This is a genomic window from Urinicoccus massiliensis, assembly GCF_900120405.1.
GTDB lineage: Bacteria > Bacillota > Clostridia > Tissierellales > Peptoniphilaceae > Urinicoccus > Urinicoccus massiliensis.
The window spans coordinates 312804-324580 of sequence record NZ_LT635492.1 but is presented as its reverse complement, the minus strand read 5'-3'; the positions used below and the strand labels follow the sequence as shown (position 1 = coordinate 324580).

General features: G+C 38.5%; 14 protein-coding genes and 1 riboswitch. Of the genes, 13 read left to right on the top strand and 1 reads right to left on the bottom strand.

The window, feature by feature from the left end; translation table 11 throughout:
- Position 1 precedes the first annotated feature (1 nt).
- The 8 genes from plsY (at position 2) to BQ7400_RS01890 (ending at position 6209) form a co-directional block, all read left to right on the top strand.
- Positions 2-592, top strand: coding sequence for a glycerol-3-phosphate 1-O-acyltransferase PlsY (plsY, locus tag BQ7400_RS01925; protein ID WP_072469277.1), 591 nt, complete (start codon positions 2-4; stop codon positions 590-592).
- 2 nt (positions 593-594) lie between these two features.
- Positions 595-1602: an NAD(P)H-dependent glycerol-3-phosphate dehydrogenase gene (locus tag BQ7400_RS01920; protein ID WP_034439729.1), complete on the top strand. Its 1008-nt coding sequence runs from the start codon at positions 595-597 to the stop codon at positions 1600-1602.
- Positions 1603-1751: 149 nt separating this feature from the next.
- Positions 1752-2894 (top strand): biotin/lipoyl attachment domain-containing protein, encoded by a 1143-nt coding sequence (locus BQ7400_RS01915; RefSeq protein WP_144019915.1) that lies wholly within the window; start codon positions 1752-1754, stop codon positions 2892-2894.
- A gap of 13 nt (positions 2895-2907) precedes the next feature.
- A complete protein-coding gene (locus BQ7400_RS01910) occupies positions 2908-3618 on the top strand; it encodes a YggS family pyridoxal phosphate-dependent enzyme (RefSeq protein ID WP_072469275.1) in 711 nt (236 codons plus the stop codon).
- A 10-nt stretch (positions 3619-3628) separates the two neighbouring features.
- A complete protein-coding gene (locus tag BQ7400_RS01905) occupies positions 3629-4102 on the top strand; it encodes a cell division protein SepF (RefSeq protein WP_072469274.1) in 474 nt (157 codons plus the stop codon).
- Positions 4102-4878 carry a YlmH family RNA-binding protein gene (locus tag BQ7400_RS01900; RefSeq protein WP_072469273.1) on the top strand — a complete coding sequence of 259 codons (777 nt, stop codon included), beginning with the start codon at positions 4102-4104 and terminating at the stop codon, positions 4876-4878. The genes BQ7400_RS01905 and BQ7400_RS01900 overlap by 1 nt, the downstream gene beginning before the upstream one ends.
- A 12-nt stretch (positions 4879-4890) precedes the next feature.
- Positions 4891-5349: a signal peptidase II gene (gene lspA / locus BQ7400_RS01895; protein ID WP_034439721.1), complete on the top strand. Its 459-nt coding sequence runs from the start codon at positions 4891-4893 to the stop codon at positions 5347-5349.
- Positions 5337-6209, top strand: a complete 873-nt coding sequence (locus tag BQ7400_RS01890; RefSeq protein WP_072469272.1) for an RluA family pseudouridine synthase — start codon at positions 5337-5339, stop codon at positions 6207-6209. Before lspA ends, BQ7400_RS01890 begins: the two co-directional genes overlap by 13 nt.
- Before the next feature lie 22 nt (positions 6210-6231).
- A riboswitch (cobalamin riboswitch) is annotated at positions 6232-6411 on the top strand.
- A gap of 211 nt (positions 6412-6622) precedes the next feature.
- Here the strand turns inward: BQ7400_RS01890 and BQ7400_RS01885 are convergent.
- Positions 6623-7360 (bottom strand): MTAP family purine nucleoside phosphorylase, encoded by a 738-nt coding sequence (locus BQ7400_RS01885; RefSeq protein WP_072469271.1) that lies wholly within the window; start codon positions 7358-7360, stop codon positions 6623-6625.
- 105 nt (positions 7361-7465) lie between these two features.
- On the opposite strand from BQ7400_RS01885, the gene BQ7400_RS01880 reads away from it, so the two are divergent.
- Genes BQ7400_RS01880 through BQ7400_RS01860 form a run of 5 tightly spaced genes read left to right on the top strand, consistent with a single transcriptional unit; the run spans position 7466 to position 11731 of the window.
- Entirely contained in the window at positions 7466-8527 is a 1062-nt protein-coding gene (locus BQ7400_RS01880) for a s-methyl-5-thioribose-1-phosphate isomerase (RefSeq protein ID WP_342741505.1), read from the top strand.
- A gap of 8 nt (positions 8528-8535) precedes the next feature.
- Positions 8536-9111, top strand: a complete 576-nt coding sequence (locus BQ7400_RS01875) for an HD domain-containing protein (RefSeq protein WP_072469270.1) — start codon at positions 8536-8538, stop codon at positions 9109-9111.
- 4 nt (positions 9112-9115) lie between these two features.
- Positions 9116-9823, top strand: a complete 708-nt coding sequence (locus BQ7400_RS01870) for a response regulator transcription factor (RefSeq protein WP_072469269.1) — start codon at positions 9116-9118, stop codon at positions 9821-9823.
- Entirely contained in the window at positions 9820-11238 is a 1419-nt protein-coding gene (locus BQ7400_RS01865; RefSeq protein WP_072469268.1) for a sensor histidine kinase, read from the top strand. Before BQ7400_RS01870 ends, BQ7400_RS01865 begins: the two co-directional genes overlap by 4 nt.
- A complete protein-coding gene (locus BQ7400_RS01860) occupies positions 11228-11731 on the top strand; it encodes a hypothetical protein (protein WP_072469267.1) in 504 nt (167 codons plus the stop codon). Before BQ7400_RS01865 ends, BQ7400_RS01860 begins: the two co-directional genes overlap by 11 nt.
- The last annotated feature ends 46 nt before the right edge of the window (positions 11732-11777 follow it).

Genomic DNA, 11777 nt, shown 5'->3' with positions numbered 1-11777 from the left:
GATGGCAACACTATTTGTGGTAATATTTTCTTACTTAATGGGAACTATTTCTGGGTCCTTTTTGATCGGGAAATACCATTTTAATATGGATATCCGGACAAAAGGAAGTGGAAATGCAGGAACGACAAATGCCATCCGGGTTATGGGTATTAAGTTTGGTTTTTTAACCTTTCTCATTGATTTTTTAAAGGGAGTCTTAACTATTTACCTGGTAAAGCATACTTTCGGCCCATCCTATATCTATCTTTCCATGTTTTTTTGCGTTATAGGTCATGATTTCCCCTTTTATATGCACTTCAAAGGAGGCAAGGGGGTTGCGACAACGATGGGTTCTAGCTTGTTAATTGGCTTTCTTCCCACTATACTTAGTATTTTGATTTGGGGAATTGGAGCCTTAGCCACTCGTCTAATTAGTTTGTGGTCGGTTATTTTATATTGTCTGCTGCCTGTACTTTATTTTTTCCTGGGCAAGGGACTCTTCAATGATGTCCAATTTGTCTTTTTATTTTTAACCTGTCTTTTGGGAATATATCGCCATAAAGAAAATATTAAGAGGTTGCTCCACGGCGAAGAAAAGAAACTTGGAGGATGATTATGAAAATAGCAGTTCTCGGTGCTGGAAGTTGGGGTACGGCCATTGCAAGACTCCTGGCAAACAAGGGCCATGACCTGGTCATGTACACCAATTCCAAAGACCAATATAAAGTTTTGCAAGAATCTAAGGAAAATCCTGATTATTTACCGGGTATTTCTCTACCCCAAAACTTATCCTATACGCTTAATTTAGCTTGTGTTGAAGAAGCAGAAGTGATTGTCCTAGCAGTGCCCACATCAGCCTGCCGAGAAGTCTTGGGCAAAATCAAAGAATATTCTTTAAAAGAAGATGCTATTCTAGTAAATTTGGCCAAGGGAATTGAAAACAAGAGCCTTAAGAGAGTATCTGAAATTTCAAAGGAAATTTTAGGAGACCTTCCTTTTGTTTGTCTATCGGGTCCATCCCATGCGGAAGAAGTAGCCAAAGATATTCCAACCTGTGTAACCGTAGCTTGTCAGGATATGTCCTATGCTTATAAGATACAAAATATCTTTTCAACCAAGAATTTTCGAGTCTACACAAACCATGACCTGGTAGGTGTGGAATTAGGTGGGGCTTTAAAAAATATTATCGCCTTGGCGGCAGGCATCAGTGATGGTCTTCAATTTGGCGACAATACCAAGGCTGCTCTCATGACTCGAGGAATGTACGAAATTAGCAAGCTTGCCATTGAAATGGGAGGGAACCCTCAAACTTTTCACGGTTTGGCCGGTATGGGGGACTTGATTGTAACATGTACCAGTATGCACTCGAGGAATCGAAGATGCGGAATTTTGATTGGTCAAGGTTTAAGCGTTGAAGAAGCCAGTCATGAAGTTGGCATGGTTGTTGAAGGGATTAAGACCACCAAGTCTGCTTATGATTTGGCCAAAAAATTATCTGTGGACATGCCCATTACCAACAAGTTGTATGGGGTCTTATATGAAGGAAAGAACCCCTTAGAGGCAGTTAAAATCTTAATGGCAAGAGATTCCAAAGACGAAATTGAAGAAGTCTTTTTCTTATAGGTGCTATTGTGGTTAGAAAAAATAAAAGGTCAAAAAGAAAACCCCTAAAGGGGTTCCTAGCTTTCCTGCTTTTCATCCTAGTCTTGTTTTTTTTGATTCGCCCCATTTTTACAATTGGTTATAAAAAATTAACCACTGCCCGTCCAAAAATGACGACTTATAAAAATGTAATTCGGGGACAGGGATATACTATTTTAAGTCAAAGCCAATTTTATGCAAAAAATGATGGCATTGTGGTCTATGGAGCCCAGGAAGGAGAAAGGGTCCCTGTTGATTATGAAATTGCTACAGTTAACTTTCAAGATGACTTTTCCTCGCAAAAGGATGATTTAATCCGTATCCAAGCAGCTATTGACTATAAGAGTAATAAAAAGGCGGCCGGGAAAGATAGCTACCAAGAAACTCCGGAAATAAAAAAGACTATTGAGAAAATCCAAACCTCGATTAAAGACAATGACTTTCAATCTATGGTTTCTGACATCAATAATTTAGACTTGATTACGCCTCATAATGTGAATATTTCAGAATTAAGTGAACTATTGAATGAGCCTCTGGAAGCCTTAGAAGAAAAAAAAGAGGCCCTATCAAAGGCCCTATCCCAAACCAGATCAAGATATATCTCCACTGTTCCAGGAGTAATTTCCTATATCTTCCCGGCAGGGAAAAGTCTGAACTACAAAGGCTCTTTTGACAAGTTTAGCCTAGCTTACTTAGATCAACTACATTTTAACCCCATCCAGCAATCTGGCGTCAGGGTTAAGAAAGGCAAGCCCATTTTTCGAATTATTGACAACCTCCAGTGGTATATAGCTGTGAGTGTCCACAATAATTCAAAATTAAAAGACCTGGAAGCTGGTCAGGAAGTCAGCCTAGTTCTTAATAAAAAAGAAGCCATTAAGGGGATTATAAAAGAAATCAAAGAAAGTCAGGACAAGGAAGGCGTAATTATCATCTCCATGGAAGAGGGCTTTGAAGAAAACTATACAAAAGCCAAGCAAAATGCAGAAATTATCCTGAAACAAGAAGATGCCTACACAGTGCCAGCCAAGGCTATTGTAGAACAAAAGAAGAAGACGGGGGTCTATGTTCAGGATATCCATAACCTAGTTCGCTTTGTCCCAGTAAAAATTCTTGCTCAAAACGACGACTGGGCCTATTTGGAAAAGGGAGATATGAAAAATAAAATCACTCTTGATGAAAAAAATGGAGAAAAACAGGTACAGACGATTACCTATGAAGATAATATCGTCCTAGATCCCGCTTCAGTCCAAGAAAAACAGTTAATTAATTAGAAGGTAGTGACTTATGAATTATTCAGACCAGTTTAAACGTGTTCAGGAAAACATACAGAAAGCAAAAGAAAAAAGCCCCTACCAGCAAGAAGTCAAGCTGGTATGCGTCACAAAAAATCACGATCCATCCATTGTTCAAGCTGTTTTAGACAATGGGGAGTATTGCATTGGAGAAAATAGGGTGCAAGAATTCTTGACCAAGTACAATGCCTATAAAGACCGAACGGACAAGTTGGAATATCACTTAATAGGGTCTTTACAAAGCAATAAGGTTAAATATATTATAGATAAGGTAGACTTGATTCATTCTCTTGACCGGCTGAGCCTGGCCAAGGAAATAAATAAAAGAGCCAAGGCCATTGACCAAAAAATGCCTTGCTTAATCCAAGTCAATGTATCTAAAGAAGATAGCAAGTCTGGACTTTATCTGGAAGAAGTTGAAGCTTTTCTAGAAAAGTGTTTAGAATACCCCAATATTTCAATTCAAGGACTCATGACCATGGCTCCTCATACCGACGATAGGGACTATATCCGAAAAATTTTTAGAGAATTATCAAATTTGCGAGAAAAGATTTCAAAAAAAGGGTATAATGAATTAGATATGAAATATTTGTCAATGGGTATGACAAATGACTATACAATAGCGATTGAAGAGGGCGCCAATATTGTTCGCGTTGGACGATCCCTGTTTGGTCAGCGAGACTATAGTAAAAGATATTATTAGGAGGAAAGTTATGAGTAATATGTTTTCAAAATTTATGCGAGCTTTTGGTTTTGGTTATGATGAAGATGACTACGAAGATTATGAAGAAGAACTTCATGATGACCAATACGAAGAAGAAAATTCTATTGTGCCAGAAAGAGACCAACAAAGAAGTTTAAAAACCCGCAAAACTATGGGTAGAAATGGAAACATTCATATGCACACTTCAGGAAACATGGTTATTTCTGTTCATGAACCCCTAAACTATGATGAATCTCCAAGCATCGTAGATGACCTTAAGGCCCACAAGGCAGTTGTTTTAAATTTTGAACAATTAGACTTGGATGTAAAGAGAGAAATCTTTGACTTCGTTAATGGAGCCCTTTACGCTATTGAAGGTAAAATTCAAAAAGTAAATAAGGACATCTTTATCCTAGCACCTCCATCTGTTGAAATTGATGGCTTGAAAGAAGAACTTCAAAATTCAGGCGTTTTTCCCTGGTAATGCTTGATAAGGCTAAGTATATATCCCACTTAAAGAATCCTGAAGACGAGAAAACTGCACGGAGAATTTTAGACTATGTTGAAGGGGCCCTAAAACATAAGTCTATCTATAGTTCTGATTTTCTAAATCCCCATGAACAAAAACTTGCCGCTAGTTTAGTCTCCCAATTTCATGACCTTCATTTTCGCCTTGACGGTGGGTTTGAACCCAGTGAACAAAAGATTATTTTAATTGCGCCTGATTTTTTCAACCTAGAAGATTATTCAGGCCTACAGTTAATCCGGGGCCCTTGGGATGGACAGTTTTCCCATCGAGATGTATTGGGCAGTCTCCTATCTCTAGGCATTGAAAGAAAAAAGATTGGTGATATTTTTTTCTCTGGAGATGCCTTTTATTTTGCTGTAAAAAATGAGCTGGCAGACTTTTTAGAGTTTAATCTAAAAAAGATAAGAAGAAATCCTGTTGCCTTGAAAAGGACTAGTGCAGAAAATATCGTTCTAGATGAAATTAACTATGAAGTTAGAGAATTAACTGTCTCTTCCTTGAGGTTAGATGCAGTTATTAGCGAATATTTCCACCTATCCAGGAAGCAAAGTAGTCTCTTATTGCAAAAAGAGCTTGTTAAGGTGAACTTTTGTCTTGAGACCAAGCCGTCTGTTCTTCTAAACCAAGGAGATATGGTTTCCGTTCGTAGAAAGGGACGGTTTATTTTTGATGGAATGATAAAAAAGACCAAAAAAGAACGCTACAGGGTCAGAATTCTATACCAAAAATAGGAAAGGATCTATATGACATTTTTACTTGTATTATTACTTACACTATTGGATCAGCTTTCAAAGCTTTTAGTGGTAAAATATCTTCTATCCAGGGATCTGGTTCTTGTACCAGGCTTTTTTAAGTTAATGTACTTAGAAAATTCAGGTGCTGCATTTGGTATTTTACAAAATAAATTTCTTTTATTTGTAGCCATCACCCTAGTGGTGGTTGCTGCCATTATCTATAATCTACCCAGGCTTAAAAAATTTTCCTTAGCCTATTGGTCCTTGGTTTTAATTTTAGCGGGAACCATAGGAAATTTTATTGACCGGGTTCGATTGGGTTATGTTGTGGACTTCATTAGCTTAAAATTTAAAAGCTATCATTTTGCCGTCTTTAACCTGGCAGATAGTATGATTGTTGTTGGGGCCATTTTCCTATGCTTTACTATTTTAAAAAGTGATGACAAGGAAGCTTCATGGAAAAAATAATTCAGGGCCGAGAGGGCCTTCGCCTGGATATCTATTTATCAGAAAAGCTGGGGTTAACTCGATCCCAAATCAAAAAAATGAACAAGGAAAAGAGGATTCTTGTTAATCATCAAGAGGTCAAGGCAGGGTTTCTTTTATCCGCCACAGATGAAATTCATGTTTTTCTAAAGGAGTCCTATCAAATTCTCCCGGTAAACAAGCAAGTTGATATTTACTATGAAGATGAAGACCTTTTGGTTGTCAATAAACCAAAAAATTTGGTTGTCCATCCTGGAGCAGGGGAGGAAGAAGATAGTTTAGTCCACAGGCTTTTATATAAGTATCCGGACTTGCCTGTTTTAGATGATTCCTTGCGTCCCGGAATTGTTCATCGCTTAGACAAGGATACAGAAGGTCTTTTACTTGTAGCTAAAAATGAATTTGCCATGACTGCCTTGATGAAAGACTTTAAGAGCAGAAGGGTAAAAAAAATATATCAATGCATTGTTCACGGCTTAATAAAAGAACCCTTAACTATTGACAATCCCATTGCCCGTAGCAAAATAGATCGGAAAAAAATGACCACCGATTCTAGGGGGAAAAAAGCTATCAGCCATATTCGCCCCCTTGGTTGGGGCAAGAATAAAAGTCTATTGGAAGTTTCTATTGTTACAGGAAGGACCCACCAGATACGCGTCCACCTAAAATCCATTGGACACAGCATAATCGGAGACCAAACTTATTCACATCCACCCTTTTATGGATTGGACTCTCAAGCCTTGGCGGCAACACAAATGTCTTTCGTTCATCCTAGAAGTCATCATCTTATTATGGTTCAAAGGCCTCGTCCAGAATATTTTGATAAGATTATGGAAAAATAAGATTGAAATAAAGAATTAACAATGATATAATGTATCCATAACTTAATAGTTGTCTTAGGAAAAGGGAAATTGGTGAAAATCCAATACAGCCCCCGCTACTGTAATTGAGATGAAATCAACAAGAAAGTCACTGAGAAATCGGGAAGACGTTGAAAGTAAAGTGATCATAAGTCAGGAGACCTACCTATGGACATTAAGTTAAGCTTTCGGTGGGAAATGCTACTATTAAAAAACGTCAATAGTAACACCGAGAATTCCTACTGTAGCGAGGAATTTTTTTATTGCTCAATTTACAGTTCTGAAATGACGGTCTACCTCCCATTTCAGAGGAAGAGGCTGTAAATAAAAACATATTTAATTACCCCTATTAAAGAACCTCTCACCGAGCAATGTGAGAGGTTCTTTCTTGTCTATTAAACAAAAATCGATTCTTGCTTTGAAATGTTTTTCCGACTTAAATAGTTTAAAAGACTTTCTATGAGGTCTTGATATTGGTCAAAAGAGGAAACAAATTCAATGGAGTCACTGGCGACCCCTGTGCAAAAGTTAGTTACCAGGGCCAGGCTGGCATAGTTCATAGAGAGCTCCCGGGCAAGGAAGACTTCGGGAGACCCGGTCATGCCCACAAGATCGCCTCCAATCATTTGATAAAATTTAATTTCAGCTGCCGTTTCAAAGCGAGGACCTTCCGTACAAACATAAATTCCTTCCTGGAAGGATTCTGGTCTTTGGCTAAAGAAGTTTTTAATTTCTTGGACCATGGACTTGCTATAAAGGTTTGAGACGTCTAAGTGCTTTAAGTCACGGTCCTGTCCATCATAAAAAGTGCTGGTTCGTCCTTTGGTGAAATCTAAAATATCCTTGACGGCAACAAAGTTTCCTGGTTTAAAGTCTTTATTTAGAGAACCTACTGCACATAGGCTTAGAACCTTATCTACCCCCAAGTCTTTCAGAGCCCACAAGTTGGCCCGATAATTAATCAAATGGGGGGCTACAGAATGGTCCAGACCATGTCTGGGCAGGTAGTAAAAACTTTGATCCTGGGCCTGTATTTTATAAATAGCCCTGGATCCAAAGGGTGTTTCAACTATTTTTTCTTCCTCAGGTTTTAAAAATCGATCAAAACCGGTTCCTGCAATTAAAGCTAACATAAGATCAACCTCCTGAAATTAATTATAACAAAAGAGGATTAAAAATGGACTCTTTATTTAAATGTCAAGATTTTTCAGTTATAATAGAAGCAATAGGAGGGTTTCATGAATATAAAACGAATGGATGAAGGCCTTGCCAGGATGTTGCAATATGAAAATGTGGCCTGGTATGAAAAAGGTTGCGTTAAAATATTAGATCGTAGAATCTATCCAATTGAAGTGAAATTTGTAACATGTCACCACTATACAGAAGTGGCCCAGGCTATTTCCGACATGGTGACCCAAAGTGCTGGCCCCTATACCGCTGCAGGAATGGGCATGGCTCTGGCAGCCTATGAGGCAAGACTTCTTAATGAAAAAGGCCAATATCAGTTTTTGCTAAATGCAGCAGAATGCATTTTTTCGGCTCGGCCCACCACCAAAGACCGATTAAAACAAGTGGTTACGGGTTGTTTATCTGTCGCCAAAGACAATTTGGGAAAAAATTGTGACCAGGCAATTTTTCAATATACCCTGCAAGCTATGAACAATCGCTATGCGAGAATTGACAGGGTGGCCTGTGAACTCATCAAAAAGATGCCAAAAGATGCTCGGGTTATGACCCAATGTTTTGGAGAAACCATTATTGGGATGATGATTCGTCAGGCACAAAAAAATGGAATTAATTTGAAGATGGTTTGTCCGGAAACTAGACCCTTTTTACAAGGAGCTCGCTTTACTGCGTCTTGTGCAACAGACATGGGCGTTGACGTCACCGTAATAACAGATAATATGCCGGCTTTTTATATGGCGCACGAAAAGGTCGACTTATTTACTTCGGCAGCAGATGTCATCTGTATGGATGGAAGCATTATAAACAAGGTTGGAACTCTACAAATTGCTATTTGTGCTAAATATTTCAACATCCCCTACTATTGCACGGGAATCCCTGATTTAAACCATCCTGATGCTAAGAGTGTAGATATCGAGTTTAGAGATCCTGAAGAAACCCTATCAGCCCACCATATCAAGCATACCCTAGAAGGAGTAAAGGGTTACTATCCGGCTTTTGATATTACACCCCCAAGTCTAGTTAGCGAAATTATTACAGACCAAGGAGCTTTTTTACCAGATGCCTTGGATGGCTACAAGGCTGACCAGACTAATTTTTATAATTTTGCCGTATAGGAGGGGCCATGTTAGAAGAAGAAATTAAATTCATACTTGAACTGGATAAGATGAAGTCTGTCTACCGCCGGACCTATATCCTATCTGGAGATCGCAGAGAAAATGATGCGGAGCACAGCTTCCACATTGCCCTAATGGCCCACCTATTAAAGGATTATGCCGATAGGCCCATTGATGTAGATCGAGTTTGTAAAATGCTCTTGGCCCACGATTTGGTGGAAATTGATGCAGGAGATACTTTTGCCTATGATGCCAAGGGCTATGAGGATAAAAATGAAAGGGAGCTAAAGGCGGCAAAAAGGCTCTATGGTCTTTTAAAAGAAGACCAGGGAAAAGAATTTTTTGACCTCTGGCTTGAATTTGAGGAAATGAAAACAAATGATTCCCTTTACGCCAATGCTATGGACCGCCTGCAACCCATTATGATGAATTATTATGGAAAAATTGCAACCTGGGCCCTATATCCCATTAATCGAGAGATGGTTTATAAGAGATTGGGGCCCATAAAGGAGATTTCTAATCAACTTTGGACCTACGCTTGCAATATCGTGGACGATTATTTTAATAAACATAAAGGATTGTGATAAGATGGCTCGAAAAATTTTATTAGTTGAAGATGAGGATGCAATTCGTAAGTTTGTAAAAATAAACTTGGAAAGAGAAGGCTACCAGGTTTTTGAAGCTGGTAGCGGAGAAGATGGGATAGATCTAGCAAAAAAGGAACATCCTGAAATCGTGGTTTTAGATATTATGCTACCTGGTATTGACGGCTTTGAAGTTTGTCGAATTTTGCGTCAAGAATTCCCAGACTTGGGGATTATTATGTTAACTGCCAAGGCTGAAGACCTGGATAAGATTATGGGCCTACAATTTGGCAGTGATGACTATATGACAAAACCATTTAACCCGACAGAGTTAAGCCTCCGAATCAAAAGTTTGGAAAGACGTCTGGATGCCAAGAATACAAAAATACCCCAGGCAAGTGTTATAAACCATCCGCCCTTTGAATTAGATACCTATGCAAGAAAATTTTACTATCAATCTAAAGAAGTAGAATTAACTCCTACGGAGTATATTATTATGAAACTCTTTATGGAAAATCCAGGAAAAGCTCTAAAAAGGGAAGAGATCCTTACTAGGGTTTGGGGCAATGAATATTTAGGAGATAGTAAGATTGTGGACGTAAACATTCGGCGCTTACGGTCAAAAATCGAACAAAATCCTGCAAAACCTCGTTTTATCGAAACGGTTTGGGGAATGGGCTATCGGTGGTTTATTGCAGAGGATGAACAGTGAAAAAGTCTATCGGAAGTCGGATTATTAATAGTTTTTTAATTATTATCCTCCTGACTGTATCCATTATTGATATTCTCTTAATTACTGGTTACCGGCAATACTACTACAATACCATCGAAAATAATCTCAGATACCGCATTGATAATGCCCAAGGAATTTACCAAGAAAATTATAAGCAATACTCTATTGAAGACTTTGCCCTGGAAAATATCAACCTGCTTCCAGATTATGTGAAGGCAGAAGTACAAATCATAGATACCAGGGGAAATGTTCTGTCAGATTCCTTAGGCGTCTTTCAAGACAATGTACTTCTATACACAGATGTACAGAAGGCCTTAAATGGAAAAATTACTTCCAGGGTTGGAACGGTGGAGTATTCCGATGATTCCGTCATGAGTCTTTCTGCTCCCCTGAAAGACCAAAATGGAGATATTAGCGGCTTAGTCCGGCTCAACGTTTCTTTGGCAAGAGTAAATAGCCAAATTCGCTATGTGGCCTTTTTCTTAGTAATCATTAGCTTGTTAATTATCAGCATTTCCTTGTTGGTGGGTGTTGTCTTGGCCAAATCCATTGTTCGCCCGATTGAAGAGCTTACTTCTGTAGCGGAAGAGATGGCCAATGGTCATTATAAGGTTCGGGCCAACTTGGACAGCAATGACGAATTGGGTAAGTTGGGCTTTACTTTAAACACTCTGGCAGAAGAGATTTTAAAAAAAGATCAAATTAAGAATGACTTTATTTCATCCATATCTCATGAACTTAGAACCCCCTTAACCTCTATTAAGGGCTGGGCATCTATTTTAATGAACTTAAATGAAGATGAAAAACAACTTTATATTGAGGGGCTGGATATCATTCAAAATGAATCAGACCGCCTAGCAAAAATGGTGGAAGAATTGTTGGATTTTTCCAGATATATTTCCGGTCGAATTACCCTAGACAAGGATATCTTTAACCTGGCCACAACCTGTAGCAATGTCTGTATGCAAATGGAGCCCAAGGCAGATATTGCCCATGTTCAATTGAGCCTAGAAATACAAAATTCTGTTATGGTTTATATTGGGGATGAAAACAGGATTAAGCAACTTCTTATCAACCTTTTAGATAATGCCATTAAGTTTACAGAAGAAAATGGATGGATTAAATTGACAAGTTACGTTGATGAAGATAACTATATCATCCTCGTATCGGACAATGGAGTTGGTATGTCTAAGGACGAGTTGGACCATGTAAAAGAAAAATTCTACAAGGGGAAACATTCCAAGAGCCACAGCGGCATTGGTTTATCCATAGCTGATGAAATTGTCAAATTACATGGCGGCCATATGGATATCTTTTCAGAAGAAAATGTAGGTACAACCATTAAAATATCCCTTCCCTATGATAAGAATGTAGAGGTGAAAAATGAAGATTAAAAGATTCATGGCACTGGCTTTAATCTTACTATTAACCGGCTGCAAGGACGTCACCTTACAGGTTAACAATGCCTACGATCCTCCAAGAATTACTCGCGCTCCCATTGAAGGAAAGTGGACAATCATTAAGACAATTTTTACCCCAGAAAACCGCCTGGATGATTTTTCCTATAAAAAATACATCGGCAATGACCTAATCATTAGTTCCAAGGCTGTTATCATCGACAAGGCTGTAATCCATAAACCGTCCTTTCAAATTCGAAGAGTCAATAGCAACCTCCTCTTAGAAAGGGAATTCAATACCACAAAGGAATCCATGGGGATTAAGGGGGACTATTTATACATCATTGACATCTATGACAATGAAAACAAGTGCTTTGAAGTTTACAGAGAAAAAGATGACCTGGCCTATATCAATATCAATGGGATATTTATGCAAATAAAGAAAACCTCTGACCAGGTAACAGATAAGGACATCGAAAACTTTTCCTAGCAGTTCTGCAAGCCCAGTTTCTATAGTAAAAATGAAAAGGAGTTAA

Bases quoted from the DNA above. Each gene is read 5' to 3' on its own strand.
- plsY (WP_072469277.1), top strand. From the start codon at position 2: ATGGCAACACTATTTGTGGTAATATTTTCTTACTTAATGGGAACTATT.
- BQ7400_RS01920 (WP_034439729.1), top strand. From the start codon at position 595: ATGAAAATAGCAGTTCTCGGTGCTGGAAGTTGGGGTACGGCCATTGCA.
- BQ7400_RS01915 (WP_144019915.1), top strand. From the start codon at position 1,752: ATGACGACTTATAAAAATGTAATTCGGGGACAGGGATATACTATTTTA.
- BQ7400_RS01910 (WP_072469275.1), top strand. From the start codon at position 2,908: ATGAATTATTCAGACCAGTTTAAACGTGTTCAGGAAAACATACAGAAA.
- BQ7400_RS01905 (WP_072469274.1), top strand. From the start codon at position 3,629: ATGAGTAATATGTTTTCAAAATTTATGCGAGCTTTTGGTTTTGGTTAT.
- BQ7400_RS01900 (WP_072469273.1), top strand. From the start codon at position 4,102: ATGCTTGATAAGGCTAAGTATATATCCCACTTAAAGAATCCTGAAGAC.
- lspA (WP_034439721.1), top strand. From the start codon at position 4,891: ATGACATTTTTACTTGTATTATTACTTACACTATTGGATCAGCTTTCA.
- BQ7400_RS01890 (WP_072469272.1), top strand. From the start codon at position 5,337: ATGGAAAAAATAATTCAGGGCCGAGAGGGCCTTCGCCTGGATATCTAT.
- BQ7400_RS01885 (WP_072469271.1), bottom strand. From the start codon at position 7,360: ATGTTAGCTTTAATTGCAGGAACCGGTTTTGATCGATTTTTAAAACCT.
- BQ7400_RS01880 (WP_342741505.1), top strand. From the start codon at position 7,466: ATGAATATAAAACGAATGGATGAAGGCCTTGCCAGGATGTTGCAATAT.
- BQ7400_RS01875 (WP_072469270.1), top strand. From the start codon at position 8,536: ATGTTAGAAGAAGAAATTAAATTCATACTTGAACTGGATAAGATGAAG.
- BQ7400_RS01870 (WP_072469269.1), top strand. From the start codon at position 9,116: ATGGCTCGAAAAATTTTATTAGTTGAAGATGAGGATGCAATTCGTAAG.
- BQ7400_RS01860 (WP_072469267.1), top strand. From the start codon at position 11,228: ATGAAGATTAAAAGATTCATGGCACTGGCTTTAATCTTACTATTAACC.